Consider the following 15797-nt stretch of genomic DNA (forward strand, 5'->3'; position numbering starts at 1 on the left):
GCGTCTGGAATCCGCCGGGTTCCGGATTTATAAATTTCAGTGAGTAACAAACATGCGTACGTGGATGTGTCTGATTTGCGGTTGGATATATGATGAGGAAGCGGGCTTGCCGGAAGAGGGCATCGCACCGGGAACCCTCTGGGAAGATGTCCCGCCTAACTGGGTTTGTCCCGAGTGCGGGGCGCGCAAAGAAGACTTTGAGCTGATCGAGGTTTAAGCCTATTGATGTCGATTTTGTCATTTTGGACCAGGAGGGCGAGTCATGAGCACTACAGCTAACCGGCCCGGCGCAGGAAACAGCGTCAATCTGTCGCAGCAGCTTTTGCTGGCGATGCCCGGCAAAGTGTCCGGCAACCTGGCCAATACCGTCATCTATGTATGCGAGCATACCGAACACGGCGCGCTTGGCCTGGTCATCAACCGGCCTACCGACCTGACTGTCGGCGCTCTCCTGAAACGCATCGACCTCGATCTGTCGCTGGAAATCGGCCCCGTCCAGGATCTGCCTGTGTATTTCGGCGGGCCCGTGCAGACGGACCGCGGTTTTGTGCTGCATGCCCCGGTGGGCGGCTACAGTTCCAGCATTCAGCTGGGCGACGTTGCCTTGACGACCTCGCGCGATGTGCTGCAAGACGTCGCGCAGGGCAAGGGCCCGGCACAGCTGCTGGTGACGCTCGGCTACGCGGGCTGGGGGGCGGGGCAGCTCGAAAGCGAAATGTCCCAGAACGCCTGGCTCAATGTGGACGCCACCAACGATATTCTGTTCAGCACGCCGTCTGAAAACCTCTACGAGGTTGCGTTGGCCCAGTTGGGCATTGATCCGCTTATGCTGGCGGGCGATGCGGGCCATGCCTGAAAGCACCTTGTTGGCCTTTGACTATGGCACCAAGAAAATAGGCGTGGCCATCGGTAATACCTTGACCCGGCAGGCCCGGCCGCTGGAAATCCTCTTCCCCGTCACGCGCGAGCAGCGCTTTGCCGCCATTGCGCGGCTGCTGGCCGACTGGCAGCCCGACAAGGTCGTGGTCGGCCTGCCTTTGGCCACCGACGGGGCCGAGCAGTATGCCAGCCTGCGCTGCCGCCGCTTCGCCAATCAACTGCATGGGCGCTTCGGCGTCGAGACGGTGCTGGTGGACGAGCGGGGCTCCAGCATGGAGGCGCAGCACATGCTGGGCAGCCACGCCGATGACGACGCCATGGCTGCAGCCATTATTTTGCAGCGCTATCTCGACGGGCTCGGCCTGGAACAATAAATAAAGAGAGACCAGTTTGGGCATTCTGCTTTTTTTGCTGCGCGCAACCGGTGTTGCGATCCTGATTCTTTTCGGCCTGTTGTCTGTCATTCTGATTTTTCCCCTGGCCTCTTTGCGTGTCCGCTCGAGCATGAACCTGTATTGGTCGCGTGTGTTGATGGCCTTATGCGGCGTCAAGGTGCGCGTGACCGGCGAGCCCGTGCGGGATGGCGCCGTGCTGTGGGTGGCCAACCATGTTTCCTGGGTGGATATTTTCGTGCTGAACAGCATCCGCCCCACCGCTTTCGTGGCCAAAAGCGATATTCGCCGCTGGCCCATCATCGGGTGGCTGGTGGCCGGGGCGGGCACCGTCTTCATCGAGCGCGGCAATCGCAATGCCATCCGCGCGGTGGCCGGACACATGAAGGGCCGTTTCGAGCAGGGCGAAGTCGTCGGCCTGTTTCCGGAAGGCACGACGTCCAGCGGTTTTGATGTCGCCCCCTTCCATTCCAGCCTGTTTGATGCCGCCATCCGGGCCCATGTGGATATCCAGCCGATTGCCTTGCGATTCTTTCACAAACGGCAGCGCAGCGACTATGTCGCCTTTGTGGGCGAACAGAACCTGCTGCAGAATCTTTGGTGCCTGCTCGGTACGACCGGGGTTGAAATAGAACTGGTGTTCCTGCCGGCCATGCCCAGCGAGGCGTGCGAGCAGGCGGGCCGCAGCCACGTCGCATCGCGCGCGCATCATCTTATCCGCCAAGCGGTGGTGGGCAAGCCCCGTCAGTGATTTTCAGGGTCCAGGTACTGCGCGCAGGCCACCTGGACCACTTTGTGATCGCTTAGCCGCACGGCGGTCAGTTTCCTGCCCCATACGCAGCCCGTGTCCAGGCAGATGACGTGCGGACGCATCATCAGGCCCAGTGTCGACCAGTGCCCGAAGACGATGGTGTCGTTGCGGATGGCCCGGCCCGGCACGTCGAACCAGGGCATGAGTTCGCCGTTATTGAAGGGTTCGCCCTTGTGCGAAAAATTCATGTGGCCCTGCCGGTTGCACATGCGCATGCGGGTCAGCGCATTGACGATGACGCGCATGCGCTTGGCGCCATGCAGCTCATCGTGCCAGCGGGCCGGCTCATTGCCGTACATGCTGTCCAGCAGGTTTTTCCAGTCGGGACCCTGAAGGGCTGATTCCACTTCCGCCGCCAGGGCGAGCGTCTTGTCCACATCCCACTTGGGCAGTACGCCGGCATGAACCAGCAGGTGGCCTTGGTCGTAATGCGCCAGCGGACGATGCCGCAGCCAGGTAATGAGTTCATCGGCGTCGGGTGCGTTCAGAATGTCCTTGACCGTATCCGATTTGCCGCATTTCTTGACACCGGCGGCGATCGCCAGCAAATGCAGGTCGTGATTGCCCAGCACCGAGACCGCCCGGTCGCCCAGTGCCATGACCGCGCGCAGCGTGCCCAGGGAGTCGGGCCCCCGATTGATCAGGTCACCCGCGAACCAGTAATGCGGGTCAGGGCTGTTGGCGATATCGGGGTGCGCCAGCAGGGCGCGCAAAGGCTGACTGCAACCTTGCAGGTCGCCCACCATCCAGACACTGCTTGCTGCGGACATCATGCTGCTGACTTACTCCAGGGCCAGCGCGTCTGGTTGAACCGCCGGACATTATGTTGATTTTCCATCAGGATGAGGGCGCCCAGGGCGATGGCGAGCGCGGCCAGGTTCGGCACCAGCGCCGTGACCCAGGGCGCCCATTTGCTGAGCATGCCGACGTTCAATGCCAGTTGATTCAGCATGAAGAAGCCCACGCCCAGCAGGATGCCGATGAACACCTTGCTGCCGACGCCGCCGCGCCGTGTTTGCATGAAACCGATGGGGGCGGCGATGGTGATCATGACCAGCAAGGTGAATGGATAGGCCATTTTCCGCCAGAGGGCGACAATCTGGCGTTCGGTCTGCAGGTGGTTGTTTTCCAGGTAGTCGATGTAGTCCAGCAGCACCAATATGGACATGCGTTCAGGCGTCAGGATGCGGGCAATCAGCCTTTCAGGGGTCAGGCTGGTTTTCAGTACGCGCTGGGGCAGGGTTTTCAGGTGCGTCAGCGGTGCGTCGGGCTGGGTGGCATTGGCCAGCGCCGAGATCGAACTGGCGTCGATGGTCGTTTCCGACACGTTGTCCAGCACCAGGGTGCCGTCGGTAAAGTGGCCTTCCTGGGCGGTCGAGAAGGTGGCCAGCTCCTGGCCTTCGTGAAACTCGTACAGCGTGACATCGGCCACGCTGCCCCCCGACCTGAGCTGCGAAATATTGATGACACGCGTGCCGCCCTGATCGTCGGCCTCTTTGAACCAGTAGCCGCTGTTCAGGCGCCCGCCGCCCGCTTTGCCCAGCAGCGTCAGGCTGGCTTCACTGGCTTTGATCTCGGCGGCGGGAGTGATCACTTCGGAGAGCAGGAAAGCGCCCAGCACCATGGGGATGGTCACCACCCAGAGCATGGCCAGCAGCTTCAGGCCGCTGACCCCCGAGACGCGCAATATGACCAGCTCATTGCGTTGCGCCAGGCCGGCCAGCGCCAGGATAGCGCCGATGAGCAGGCCGATGGGCAGCAGGTCATACAGCCGGGTGGGCAGGGCCAGCGCCTGCATGTAGAACAGATTGAGCAGGGTGAAGCTGTCCCCGATGCTGTCCAGTTCCTCGATCAGCGCGAAAAAGGTGAACAGGCCGATCAGCGCCAGCAGCACAACCGCGCTGGAACGATAGATTTCTCGGGCGAGATAACGGCGGGCGGTACGCATTGAAAGTGCTTGATGTGTAAACTGAATGGCGCGGGGCAAAGTACAAGCTTAACATTTGGCGGAGCCGCCGTGCCCTGCGGCAGGCCGAAAATGGCGTTACGGAATGTCGACCATGCGCATCCGCTTTTGTATGGTGCCGGTGCGCGCGTTCAGGTACGACGTATTGCGGTGCTTGTCGTAGTAGGCGGGATTGGGCAGCATGGATGCCAGCCTGGCCGACTGGTACTGGCTGAGCCGGCCCGCGCTGACCTTGAAATAATGCCGCGCCGCCGCTTCGGCGCCAAAGACGTCGGTGCCCCATTGGGCGACATTCAAATACAGCTCCAGGATACGTTCTTTGCTCATGACGAACTCGATCATGTACGTCAGGATCAGCTCTTTGCCTTTGCGCAGATAGGTGCGCGATTCGGACAGGAACAGGTTTTTTGCCAGTTGCTGCGTAATGGTCGAACCGCCGCGCATTTTGCTTTTGCCGCGCTCGGCCTGCTTCCGGTTGTATTCCCAGGCCTTGCGGATGGCGTCCCATTCGATGCCTTCGTGTTCCAGGAAGTTGGCGTCCTCGGATGCGACCACGGCGCGTTTAAGATGATTGCTGATCTGATCATAGGGCGTCCATTGGTATGTGATGGATGCCTTCGGGTCGGTGGCCCTGAGTTCGCTGAGCACGGCATTCATGAACGCGCTGCTGCCCGGGTTCTTGACGCTGAGCCAAAGCACCATCACGAACAGGCCGAACAGGTAGAGCAGGAAGGCCGCCAGCCCCGCCAGCAGGGCGACACCCACCACTTTTGTCTTGTTGATTCTTCTGGCGCTCATGGCTCAAGTATAAAGGGCCTGGCGCAAGGCCTCGAGCACCGGTTCCACCTGGGGCTGCACCCCATGCCATATTGCATAGCTGGCGGCCGCCAGCCCCGCCAGCAGGGCGACACCCACCACTTTTGTCTTGTTGATTCTTCTGGCGCTCATGGCTCAAGTATAAAGGGCCTGGCGCAAGGCCTCGAGCACCGGTTCCACCTGGGGCTGCACCCCATGCCATATTGCATAGCTGGCGGCCGCCTGGCCCACCAGCATGCCCAGGCCGTCCGCCGTCCGGGCGGCGCCCTGGGCGCGGGCCTGCAGCATGAAGGGGGTGGCTTGGGCGGCGTAGACCATGTCGTAGGCCAGGGCGCCGGGCGCGTAGCACCCCGCGGGCAGGCCGGGCGGGGTGTCGCCCAGGCTGCTGGAGGTGGCATTGATGACGATATCCCATGGCCCGGCAGCCTGGTCCAGCCCGCCCGCCGACAACCTGGGTGCCGCAGCGGGCGCCTGGCCCAGGACATGGGCCAGCAATTGCGCGGCGCGTTCAGCCGTACGGTTGACGACGCGCAGCGTGGCGCAGCCCGCGTCCAGCAATGGCAGCACGACACCCCGGGCGGCGCCGCCGGCGCCCACCAGCAAGATGCGTTTGCCGGCCGGGCCGTGGCCCAGCCGTTCCAGATCGTTCAGCAGGCCCAGGCCATCGGTGTTGCAGCCGTGCAGATGGCCGTTTTCCATCCACAGCGTGTTGACGGCGCCCGCCATGCGCGCGCGCGCGCTCAAATGATCGCGCGCCAGCGCGAAAGCCTGTTCTTTGAAGGGGACGGTGACGTTCAGCCCGGCGCCGCCTTGCTGGAAAAACGCCTGTACGGCATCGGCAAAGCCATCCAGCGGCGCCAGAATACGGTCGTAATGCAGGGCGATGCCGGTCTGCCGCGCGAAGGCTTCATGAATGAAGGGCGAGCGGCTATGGGCGATGGGGTTGCCGGCCACGCCGAAGCGTTTGAAGGAGAGGGGGGTCGTCATGGTGAACGGGTGTCCAGTGTCTGGTTCTCGAAATGCCATGTGCGCGTGATGGCGAGCACATCGGTCTGCTTGGCCATGGCGGGCGGCAGGGGCGCAAAGGGCGCCGCCAGTTGCACGATCCGGGATGCGGCTAGGTTCAGCACGGCATGGCTGGACGGCCGGTCGATTTCTATGCGCTCCAGCGAACCGTCGCGCCGTATATATACCGTCAGTTGCAGGCTGCCGTAAAGTTTTCCGCGTGCTTCGGCCGGATAGTGTTCAGTGCCCAGCAGCTCGATTTTCTTGCGCCAGGCCTCGACGTACTCGGCGTACTCCACTGCTTTGGTGGAAGGCCCCGTGAACTGCCTTCTTGGCTGGGCGTTGTACCGCTCGATACGCTCCTTGATGGCGCTGATCTGTGCATTGAGCACCAGGCTGTCCTGTTCCAGCTCGTCCATGCCCGGGTCGGCCGACTGCTCGGCCAGGTCTGGCTGCTGGCGGTCCGGCAAGACTTTTTGCATCGAGACCAGTTGGGTGTAAAGGCGCTGCTGTTCAGCCTCTAGCGTTTCCTGCCGCTTGCGCAGCGCGGCCAGCACGATCTCGTCGGGTGATTCCAGCGCCGTGCGCGGCAGGGGCGATGCCGCCTGGCCGGACGCGGCCTCGCCGCCGCCGTGCAGTTGATTCTGCGCCAACATCCTGGGCTGCAGCGGCGCGTCCTTGCTGTGCGCATTGACCAGCGTCACTTCCAGGACCTCGGCGGCCGGCAAGGGCGTGCGGGGCGCGGAAAAGTGCAGCGTCAGCACGGCCGCGTGTATCGCCAGCGACAGCACCAGCGCGATACGCAGATAGTCGTTGCGGGGCAGCGGCACCCGCAGCAGGGCGGCAAGGGTGGACATGATCGGACAAAGGCCTGTTTACATTACCGTGCGGGCGCCCTGGCGGAATCAGGCGGCGGCCACTTCACGCAGCCGGCATTCAAGCTCCAGGGCGAGTTCGTCGAATCCCAGTATATCCAGGGTGACCGCCTGGCCGCGCTCGAGCTCGGGCAAAGCGGGAACCCGCGTTACAAAAGGCGCGCAATCCAGGCGCACCAGGTCGTCCCGAATGACGTTGCCCTGTACGGTGCTCAGGTTCTGCTGCTGTATCCAGCGCAGGCACCAGTAGCGTTCCATGGCCGACTGGTAGTCGCCCCAGGTGGTGTATTGCGATTCAAAGGCGCCAATAATGGCGAACAGGTCGGCATCCTTGGGCTTGAAGGGGGCCACCAGCCGCGCGGATACCCCATGCTCGGCCGTCGCCAGTATCTGCCATTGGTTGACCAGGTCCACGTAGCGGCGCAGGGGCGAGGTCGACCAGGCGTATTGGGGTACGCCGATCGCTTCGTGCGGCAGCGCATGGGTCGACATGCGTACCCGGCCCGCCTGTTGCGAGCGGTAGATGCCCGGCACGCCGTGCTTGGCCAGCAGGCCGCCCCAGATATTGTTGGTCAATATCATGTACTCGGCCACCAGGCGGTCCAGCGGGGCGTTGCGCTTGCGGGGAACCAGCCTGACCACCGAGTCCGGATCGTCGTGCGGGCCGTCCAGCACAAAGGTGTATTCGACCCGGTTGTTGTTTTCGGGCTTGCCCCGGATTTGCTCGCGCTGGGCGGCCAGATGTTTGGCCAGGCGCCAGAGCGGGCGCAGCCATTCGCCGTAGGGCAATTCGGCCTGCGGATCGTCCAGCGCTGCTTCAGTCACCTGCTCGTCCAGCGTGTTGTGGCGCAGGTTCTCGCGTACTTCGATCCGCTCCAGGCGCGTCTCGGACGACAGGAGTTCGCCCGTGGCCAGGTTGGCCGTCACATACAGCGACAGGGCGGGCCTGGGCCGGCCGGCATCCAGCGAGAAGGTGCTGATCAGCTCGCTGGGCAGCATCGGAATCTTCAGGCCCGGGATGTACACCGTCGACATGCGGCCGCGTGCGAGCTTGTCGAGTTCGTTGTCGCGTGTCACGGCCAGGCCCGGCACGGCGATATGGATGCCTACCCTGACCACGTCCTGCTCGAGCGGGGTCACCGACAGGGCGTCATCCACTTCGATAGTGCTGCTATCGTCGACCGAATAAGCGATCACGTCGGCCAGGGGCAGGTCGGCGCCGATATCATCCAGCGCCACGGGGGCGAATTGCGTGCCTTTGGGGAAGTTGGCCGACAGGAAGCGGTGCTGATGCAGGGCCAGCGCATGCGGCCAGGCGCCCAAAGTCAGCAGCAGCTTTTCGGGGCTGGTGCCCAGTTTGTCGACGGCGGCCTCGAATGCCTTCCATTGCAGCGAATTCTTGTCAGGCCGTGTCAGCAGCGTGCTGGCGACCTCGGCGATGGGTTCGGGCAGGGTGCCCGCCACCATCTGGTCCACCCACTCCTGCTGTTGTTCGGCCTGCTTGCGCTTCTTTTCGATGGCCGCCAGCGCGGCGGCCAGAATGTCGGGCGGCGCGGGCCGATAGCAGCCCTTGCCGCGCCGGTGGAAATAGGCGGGCGCGCTGTTCAGCGCGAAAATCAGCGCGGCCTTTTCCACCGCGCTGGGCGGGTGTCCGAAATAGTCTTCGGCAAAGTGGACGGCGTCGAATTCTTCCTGGGGGGCGCATTCCCACAGGAAATCGATTTCCAGCGTCTGGGCAAGCGCCTGCGCCTGTTCGAGCAACAGGGCCGGGGCGGGCTGCTCGAAGCTGAACAACACGGTGGCGTTCTTTATTTTGCTGCGCTTGCCGGACTCTGACTCGACCTGCATGGTCGAGTCGCTTTGGGAGAAAATCTTTTCGGCCTTGAAGTTCCCGCTTTCTTCGTAAAGAACGTACATAATGATCCATTGGCGTATGCGTGACGCATACGGGTGGGTAATTTTAGTGTGAGCCGTCCGGGACGCCCAGCGCAAATGCCATGACTTCGGGCAAATACCGGTCAAAATCCGAAATGCCGTGATCGCTGCCTTCCAGAATGCGGCCTTGGTGCCCGGCATACCAGTCGGCCATCTCGCGCCAGCTCAGTACTTCGTCCCCCTGGGCAGCCAGCAGGTAATACCGTTCGGGATGCGCCGGCCGGCCCACGGCCATGTCGGCCAGCTCGTCGACGTATTCAGGCAGGAAGAGGAAGGGCGCTTCCGAATGATACATGGTGTGTTCCCCCACTTGGGTGGCCAGGTCGCGCGCGGCGTGCACGACCGGGTTCATGACCACGGCGCGGCACTTCCAGCGCTCGGCCAGGCAGGTCGCGTAATAGCCGCCCAGCGATGATCCCGCAACGGTCAGGTCCTGGGCCGGGTCCATGCCGCCGGCCTGCAGGGCCTGTTCTATAAGATAGTTGCACAGTTCCAGGGCGCGCTGCGGGCTGGCCGGCAACTGAGGGCATACCCACTGGTCCGCCAGCCCTTTGTCCTGCATGGCCTGCGCCATCAGGGTGGCCTTGTACGACTTGGGAGAGGAACGGAAACCGTGCAAGTAAAGGATCATGGCGCACCTGTGCGGGTGGGGGAAGGGTTCGGGTTCATAGGCGGTTCAGCAGCTTTTGATGTATGCCGCCGAAGCCGCCATTGCTCATGACCAGAACCGAGTCGCCGGGTTGGGCGGCCTGGCAGATGGCCCCCACCATTTTATCCAGATCCGTGTAACTGGACGCCCGCGCACCCAGCGGGGCCAGGACCTGGGCCGGGTCCCATCCCAGGGCGTGCTTGCCGCTGTCGGCGCCGAAGCAAAAGACCAGATCGGCTTCGGCCAGCGCGCCGGGCAGGCGCGCGGCCATGGCCCCCAGCTTCATGGTGTTCGATCTAGGTTCCAGCACGGCCAGGATGCGGCCCTTGCCCACCTGCTTGCGCAGGCCCTCTAGTGTGGTGGCGATGGCGGTGGGGTGATGCGCAAAATCGTCATAGACATCGACGTCGCGCGCGGTGCCGCGCAGTTCCATGCGGCGCTTGACGCCCCTGAACGCGGAAAGCGCTTCCACGCCTTGCGCCGGGTCGATGCCCAGGTGCTCGGCGGCCGCCAGGGCGGCCAGGGCGTTCATGCGGTTGTGTTCGCCCGTCAGCGCCCACTGGACGGTCCCGGCGTTGCGGCCCTGGTGGATGACTTGAAAATACGAGGCGTGGCCGCTGGCCAGGGCCTCCCATTGTCCGCCGGGGCCGAAGGTATGCACCGCCGTCCAGCAGCCGCGCGCCAGAACCCGGTCCAGCGCTTCGCAGGCAGCGGGGCGGATGACCCGGCCCTGCGAGGGGACAGTGCGCAGCAGATGATGGAATTGGGTTTCTATGGCGGCCAGATCGGGGAAGATGTCGGCGTGATCGTACTCAAGGTTGTTCAAAATGGCCGTGCGCGGACGGTAGTGAACGAATTTGGAGCGTTTGTCGAAGAAAGCCGTATCGTATTCATCCGCCTCGATGACGAACAGGCGCCGCTCAGGCTGGTAGCGTGCCGAGACCTTCAGGTTGCCGGCGATGCCGCCGATCAGGAAGTTGGGCTGCTTGCCCGCGTGGTCCAGTATCCAGGCCAGCATGGAGCTGGTGGTGGTCTTGCCGTGCGTGCCGGCAACGGCGAGCACATGCTGGCCTTGCAGGACGTGCTCGCCCAGCCATTGCGGCCCCGACGTGTAAGGCAGGCCCCGATCCAGAATGGCCTCCATCAAGGGATTGCCGCGTGTTACCACATTGCCCACGACGAACAGGTCGGGTTTCAGGGCAAGTTGATCGGCGCCGAAGCCTTCTATCAGCTTGATGCCCTGCTCTTGAAGCTGTGTGCTCATGGGAGGGTAGACGCCGGTGTCGCAGCCCGTGACGGTATGCCCCGCCGAGCGCGCGATCAATGCCAGTCCGCCCATGAACGTGCCGCAGATACCCAGTATATGTAGATGCATTTCTATCCTCCAGCGTTTATTGTAGTGATTCTGAGGGACGCGTTAAGGCAGTGCTATCATGAAGACGCTTATCGATCACTTTCCGGACCACATCAACATGAAACGGCGAGATTTTTTGCGCCAGGCGACGCTCGGCGCAGCAGGTGCCGCAGGGTGGCTGGGCCTGGCATGGCCGGCCTGGGCCGGCGCGTTGCCGCCCGATCCCTTTTACGCCCATACTTTTTCCGATACCCAGGGCGGCCAGGTCGAGTTCGCCGCATACCTGGGCAGGCCCCTGGTGCTGAACTTCTGGGCCACCTGGTGTCCGCCTTGCGTCAAAGAAATGCCCGACCTCGATGCCTTGCACAAAAAACACGGCCATGTTCAGTTCGTGGGTTTGGCGGTCGATACGGCGGCCAATGTGCAGAAATTCGGTGAAAAAGTGCAGGTCAGCTACCCTTTGCTGATTGCCGGTCACGGCGGCATCAAGCTGATGCGGGGGCTGGGCAACAAGAACGGCGGCCTGCCTTTTACCGTCGTGTTCGACGAAAAAGGCCGTGTTTCGACCCAAATGCTGGGGCAGATCAAGCCCGATGAGCTCGACCGCTACCTGGCCAATATGGGTTGAAAACGGAAGCGCGGGCCGTTGCGCCGGCCGCCACAGGCGGCTTGGATATCCTTGGCTTTAATGGACAAATACGGCTATTTAGCGTAAAAAGACGGTCTGTCTTCACAAAACATTCGCAATGGCGCAGCACATCCTCGTTTTGCACGGCCCCAATCTGAATCTGCTCGGTTCGCGCGAGCCACAGGTGTACGGACGGCAAACGTTGGCCGATATCAATCAGCATCTGGCGCAACTGGCCACTGAACACGGTGCTGCGTTGACCGCATTTCAAAGTAATCACGAAGGTGAACTCGTTGATCGGATTCAAGCTGCCCGCCAGGACCAGACCGATTTCATCATCATCAATGCCGCGGCCTACACCCATACCAGTATCGCCCTGCGAGACGCGCTGGCCGCCGTCGGCATTCCTTTTGTCGAAGTACATTTGTCTAACGTGCATAAACGGGAATCCTTTCGCCATCATTCCTACTTGGCCGATACCGCCCAGGGCGTGATTGCGGGACTGGGTGCTTTCGGATACGAAGCAGCCTTGCGCTATGCTTTAAGCAGTTGAACGCGGGATCACGCATTTTTAACTTTTAACTATCAACGTTCACTCTGTGCAATGGCGACAGAGCAACGTCACGGGAAGTTCGTATGGACCTAAGAAAACTGAAAACCTTGATTGACCTCGTTGCGGATTCCGGCATTGCCGAACTCGAAATCACCGAGGGCGAAGGCAAGGTCAGAATCGTCAAATTCTCGCAATCCGTGCAGCCTGTCGCCTACGCTCCCGAGGCCGCTGCACCAGCGCCGGCTCCCGTGGCCGCCGCGGCGGCGGCACCTGCGGCGCCGGCCGCGCCGTCGGGCCATGCGGTCAAGGCGCCTATGGTGGGTACCTTCTACCGCGCGCCGAATCCTGGCGCGTCGCCGTTTGTGGAAGTGGGTCAAACGGTCAAAGAAGGCGAGCCGCTGTGTATTATCGAAGCCATGAAATTGCTCAACGAGATCGAAGCCGACAAGTCGGGCGTGATCAAGGAAATCCTGGTTGAAAACGGCGAGCCCGTCGAATATGGTCAACCCCTGTTTGTAATTGGCTAATTCATGTTTGAAAAAATCCTTATAGCCAATCGCGGCGAGATCGCCCTGCGCATTCAGCGCGCCTGCCGCGAGCTGGGCATTAAAACGGTGGTGGTCCACTCTGAAGCGGACCGCGATGCCAAGTATGTGCGTCTGGCTGATGAGTCGGTGTGCATCGGCCCGGCGCCGGCGCGCGACAGCTACCTGAATATGCCGGCGATCATTTCGGCTGCCGAAGTGACCGACGCCGAAGCCATCCATCCCGGCTACGGTTTCCTGGCCGAGAATGCCGATTTTGCCGAACGCGTTGAAAAAAGCGGTTTTGTGTTCATCGGGCCTCGTCCGGAGTCCATTCGCACCATGGGCGACAAGGTGTGTGCCAAGAAGGCCATGATCGAAGCCGGCGTGCCCGTTGTGCCGGGTTCCGAAGGCGCGCTGCCGGACGATCCGCAAGAAATCCTGCAGACGGCCCGCGATGTCGGCTACCCCGTGATCATCAAGGCGGCGGGCGGCGGCGGCGGACGCGGCATGCGGGTGGTCTATACCGAAGCGGCATTGCTCAATGCGGTTGCCATGACGCGCAACGAAGCCGGCGCCGCCTTCAACAATCCCGAAGTCTATATGGAGAAGTTCCTCGAGAACCCCCGCCATATTGAAATCCAGGTGCTGGCCGACGGCGGGCGCAATGCCGTCTGGCTGGGCGAGCGCGACTGCTCCATGCAGCGGCGCCACCAGAAAGTCATCGAAGAAGCCCCCGCGCCCGGCATTGCCCGCCGGCTGATCGAGCGCATCGGCGAGCGCTGTGCCGAAGCCTGCCGGAAAATGAATTACCGCGGTGCGGGCACGTTTGAGTTCCTGTACGAAAACGGCGAGTTCTTCTTCATCGAAATGAACACCCGCATCCAGGTCGAGCACACGATTACGGAAATGATCACCGGGATCGATCTGGTGCAACAGCAGATCCTGATTGCGGCCGGCGAGAAATTCACGCTGCGCCAGCGCGATGTGACCTTCAAGGGCCACTCGATCGAATGCCGCATCAACGCCGAAGATCCTTTCAAGTTCACCCCCAGTCCCGGACGCATCACCCATTGGCATACGCCGGGCGGCCCCGGTGTGCGCATGGATTCGCATGTGTTTGCGGGCTATATGGTGCCGCCCAACTACGACTCGATGATCGCCAAGCTGATCACCTATGGCGATACGCGCGCGCAGGCCATTGCACGCATGGAAATCGCCTTGTCCGAGATGGCCGTGGAAGGGGTTCAAACCAATATTCCGCTGCATCGCGAGCTGATGCAGGACGCCCGTTTCGTCGAAGGCGGCACCAGTATTCATTATCTGGAGCACAAGCTGTCGCAGCGGCCGTAAGGAAAGACACCATGCGCGAACTCGTGCTCATTTGTCCCGAGGCACAAGCCGAGGCGCTGTCCGATATCCTGCTGGAAGCGGGTGTGCTGTCGGTGTCGGTGGAAGATGCCGATGGCGATACCGAGGCCGAGCGCCCGCTTTTCGGCGAACCCGGGCTTGAACCCGAGGTCCAGGCTTGGCACCGCAACCGCGTGGTGGCGCTGCTGCCCGACGGTTTGGACCCCGCCTTGGTCCTGGAACAGGTGCGCGATGCCGGCCAGGGCGATTACCAAGAGGGCGAATGGCTGTTGCGCGATGTGCCGGACGCAGATTGGGTGCGCCTGACGCAGGCCCAGTTCCAGCCTATACAGGTGGGCGAGCGTATCTGGATCGTGCCCAGTTGGCATCGCGATAGCCCCGATGTGCCGCGGGCGGCGGAAAGCGCGTCCGGCGCCATCCATATTGAACTGGACCCCGGCCTGGCATTCGGCACGGGCAGCCATCCCACCACCCATTTGTGCCTGGAATGGCTGGCGGCCCATATCCATGGCGGCGAAACGCTGCTCGATTATGGCTGCGGCTCGGGCATACTGGCCATTGCCGCCCGAATGCTGGGCACGGCCTGCACCCAGGCGGTCGATATCGACGAGCAAGCGGTGCAATCTACCCGCTACAATGCAGAAGTCAACCGGGTCGACCTCGAGGCGATGTTGCCCGATGCGCTTCCTGACGGACAGCATCAGGTCGTCGTGGCCAATATCCTGTCCAACCCCCTGAAGATGCTTGCGCCGATGCTGTCCAATCGCGTCTTGCCCGGCGGCCATCTTGTGCTGTCGGGGGTGCTTGAGCGGCAGGCCGAAGAAGTTGCGCAGGCCTACGCGCCATGGATGGCCATGCGCGTATGGCAGGCTCGTGAAGGCTGGGTATGCCTGCATGGGAAACGCGCAGCCTGAACGCTGGACTCAATTTTTACGTCTATGGATCTGACTACGCGCTGCCCTCAATGCGGCACAACGTTTTCCGCAAGCCTTGAGCAATTGCAGTTGCGCAAAGGCTATATTCGCTGCATCAATTGCGCCCATATTTTTGATGGCTACGATGCCGTCGTGTCGCCGGGCGGCGCTCCGCCCCCCGCCGATGTCCGGACGCCGCCGCCGCGCCCGCCCGAGCCGTCCGAGCCTTCGGTGTCCATGCCCAGTGTGCTTCGGCAGCGGCCCGCCGATGCGGCCGAGCCTGTCCACACCATCACGCCTTTGCGCTCAGGCCAGGAAACCCGGTTCACCATCTCGGGCAGTCCGGAGCCCGCGCCGGAAGGCGGACGCAAGCCGGTGTTCCATGTGGGTGGCGACGGCATCCGCGTCAGGTCCGACCCCGTGGCGGGCGATTCCCGCGCCGAGCCGGTATCGATCGCGCCGGCGACAGCGTCCGCCGAAGGCAGGGCGCGTCCGCAGATCTATGTCGAACCCCGCCACGATGAGGCGCGAGCCCGGCCCCCCGAGTTTCTGAGCGAACGGGCGGGCCCCTCCGGCGTCATGCGGCTGCTGTGGCGCGTGCTGGTCTTGCTGGGCATGGTGCTTTTGCTGGGGCAACTGGCCTATGTATATCGGGTGCAGATCGCCAATAATGTGCCGATGCTGCGGCCTGTCCTTGAGCGTGCCTGCGCGCCGCTCGATTGCAACATCCCTTATTCGCGGGAGATCGGCCAGATCTCCATCATGAGTTCATCGCTACGCTCCGGTTCGGGGGCGGTTTTGGGCGAGGGGGCCGCAGCCAGCGCTCGGCCCGAGCCCGCGGCCGGCGCCCAGGCCGAGCCCGCGGCCGATGCCATGCTGCTGCAGCTGACGCTGCGCAACACTTACGACAAACCGCAGGAATGGCCGACCCTGGTGCTTGACCTGACCGATTTTTCAGGCGCGCTGGTGGTCAGGAAAAACCTGCCGCCTCAAAGCTATCTTCCGCTGGATGTCTTGCAGCAGCCCTTCCAGGCGGGCAGCGAAGTCACCGTCAGCGTACCTATTGTGCTGAATGGCCTGAAGATAAACGGCTATCAGCTGGATAAATTCTTTCAGTAAGGGAAG

19 protein-coding genes are annotated in these 15797 nt (G+C 62.5%); 10 read left to right on the top strand and 9 right to left on the bottom strand.

Going from position 1 to position 15797, the window contains the following annotated elements; all coding sequences use genetic code 11:
* Positions 1–52 precede the first annotated feature (52 nt).
* Genes RE432_RS07850 through RE432_RS07865 form a run of 4 tightly spaced genes read left to right on the top strand, consistent with a single transcriptional unit; the run spans position 53 to position 2022 of the window.
* Positions 53–217, top strand: coding sequence for a rubredoxin (locus RE432_RS07850; RefSeq protein ID WP_073102607.1), 165 nt, complete (start codon positions 53–55; stop codon positions 215–217).
* Between the two features lie 45 nt (positions 218–262).
* Positions 263–856 (top strand): YqgE/AlgH family protein, encoded by a 594-nt coding sequence (locus RE432_RS07855; RefSeq protein ID WP_310932747.1) that lies wholly within the window; start codon positions 263–265, stop codon positions 854–856.
* Positions 849–1253 (top strand): Holliday junction resolvase RuvX, encoded by a 405-nt coding sequence (gene ruvX / locus RE432_RS07860; RefSeq protein ID WP_310932748.1) that lies wholly within the window; start codon positions 849–851, stop codon positions 1251–1253. Before RE432_RS07855 ends, ruvX begins: the two co-directional genes overlap by 8 nt.
* A 16-nt stretch (positions 1254–1269) precedes the next feature.
* Positions 1270–2022: a 1-acyl-sn-glycerol-3-phosphate acyltransferase gene (locus tag RE432_RS07865; RefSeq protein WP_310932749.1), complete on the top strand. Its 753-nt coding sequence runs from the start codon at positions 1270–1272 to the stop codon at positions 2020–2022.
* Here RE432_RS07865 and RE432_RS07870 read toward each other — a convergent pair.
* The 9 genes from RE432_RS07870 to mpl form a co-directional block, all read right to left on the bottom strand.
* Positions 2016–2855: a symmetrical bis(5'-nucleosyl)-tetraphosphatase gene (locus tag RE432_RS07870; RefSeq protein ID WP_310932750.1), complete on the bottom strand. Its 840-nt coding sequence runs from the start codon at positions 2853–2855 to the stop codon at positions 2016–2018. The genes RE432_RS07865 and RE432_RS07870 overlap by 7 nt on opposite strands.
* Positions 2852–4030, bottom strand: a complete 1179-nt coding sequence (gene lptG, locus RE432_RS07875; RefSeq protein ID WP_310932751.1) for an LPS export ABC transporter permease LptG — start codon at positions 4028–4030, stop codon at positions 2852–2854. The genes RE432_RS07870 and lptG overlap by 4 nt, the downstream gene beginning before the upstream one ends.
* Positions 4031–4126: 96 nt before the next feature.
* Complete coding sequence (mtgA, locus tag RE432_RS07880; protein WP_310932752.1) at positions 4127–4846, bottom strand: monofunctional biosynthetic peptidoglycan transglycosylase; 720 nt, start codon at positions 4844–4846, stop codon at positions 4127–4129.
* A gap of 3 nt (positions 4847–4849) precedes the next feature.
* Positions 4850–4996, bottom strand: a complete 147-nt coding sequence (locus RE432_RS07885; RefSeq protein ID WP_310932753.1) for a hypothetical protein — start codon at positions 4994–4996, stop codon at positions 4850–4852.
* 3 nt (positions 4997–4999) lie between these two features.
* The gene (gene aroE / locus RE432_RS07890; protein WP_310932754.1) at positions 5000–5851 is read right to left on the bottom strand and encodes a shikimate dehydrogenase; all 852 of its coding nucleotides are present in this window, start codon (positions 5849–5851) and stop codon (positions 5000–5002) included.
* Positions 5848–6726, bottom strand: coding sequence for a TonB family protein (locus RE432_RS07895; protein WP_310932755.1), 879 nt, complete (start codon positions 6724–6726; stop codon positions 5848–5850). The genes aroE and RE432_RS07895 overlap by 4 nt, the downstream gene beginning before the upstream one ends.
* A gap of 48 nt (positions 6727–6774) precedes the next feature.
* Positions 6775–8661, bottom strand: coding sequence for an RNB domain-containing ribonuclease (locus RE432_RS07900; protein ID WP_310932756.1), 1887 nt, complete (start codon positions 8659–8661; stop codon positions 6775–6777).
* Positions 8662–8704: 43 nt separating this feature from the next.
* Positions 8705–9310 carry a YqiA/YcfP family alpha/beta fold hydrolase gene (locus RE432_RS07905; protein WP_310932757.1) on the bottom strand — a complete coding sequence of 202 codons (606 nt, stop codon included), beginning with the start codon at positions 9308–9310 and terminating at the stop codon, positions 8705–8707.
* 34 nt (positions 9311–9344) lie between these two features.
* A complete protein-coding gene (gene mpl / locus RE432_RS07910) occupies positions 9345–10703 on the bottom strand; it encodes a UDP-N-acetylmuramate:L-alanyl-gamma-D-glutamyl-meso-diaminopimelate ligase (RefSeq protein WP_310932758.1) in 1359 nt (452 codons plus the stop codon).
* 97 nt (positions 10704–10800) lie between these two features.
* Here mpl and RE432_RS07915 point away from each other — a divergent pair, with 97 nt between their 5' ends.
* From RE432_RS07915 to RE432_RS07940, 6 genes are all read left to right on the top strand, one after another.
* Positions 10801–11310, top strand: a complete 510-nt coding sequence (locus RE432_RS07915) for a TlpA disulfide reductase family protein (protein WP_310933066.1) — start codon at positions 10801–10803, stop codon at positions 11308–11310.
* A gap of 118 nt (positions 11311–11428) precedes the next feature.
* Positions 11429–11863: a type II 3-dehydroquinate dehydratase gene (aroQ, locus tag RE432_RS07920; protein ID WP_310932759.1), complete on the top strand. Its 435-nt coding sequence runs from the start codon at positions 11429–11431 to the stop codon at positions 11861–11863.
* An 83-nt stretch (positions 11864–11946) separates the two neighbouring features.
* Positions 11947–12390 (top strand): acetyl-CoA carboxylase biotin carboxyl carrier protein, encoded by a 444-nt coding sequence (gene accB, locus RE432_RS07925; RefSeq protein ID WP_310932761.1) that lies wholly within the window; start codon positions 11947–11949, stop codon positions 12388–12390.
* A gap of 3 nt (positions 12391–12393) precedes the next feature.
* Complete coding sequence (accC, locus tag RE432_RS07930) at positions 12394–13740, top strand: acetyl-CoA carboxylase biotin carboxylase subunit (protein ID WP_310932762.1); 1347 nt, start codon at positions 12394–12396, stop codon at positions 13738–13740.
* A gap of 11 nt (positions 13741–13751) precedes the next feature.
* Positions 13752–14672 carry a 50S ribosomal protein L11 methyltransferase gene (gene prmA / locus RE432_RS07935; RefSeq protein WP_310932763.1) on the top strand — a complete coding sequence of 307 codons (921 nt, stop codon included), beginning with the start codon at positions 13752–13754 and terminating at the stop codon, positions 14670–14672.
* 24 nt (positions 14673–14696) lie between these two features.
* Positions 14697–15791: a zinc-ribbon and DUF3426 domain-containing protein gene (locus tag RE432_RS07940; RefSeq protein WP_310932764.1), complete on the top strand. Its 1095-nt coding sequence runs from the start codon at positions 14697–14699 to the stop codon at positions 15789–15791.
* Positions 15792–15797: the final 6 nt, after the last annotated feature.

Origin of the sequence: Pusillimonas sp. SM2304 (assembly GCF_031628915.1) — a bacterium.
In the GTDB taxonomy this organism is placed as follows: domain Bacteria; phylum Pseudomonadota; class Gammaproteobacteria; order Burkholderiales; family Burkholderiaceae_B; genus Pusillimonas_C.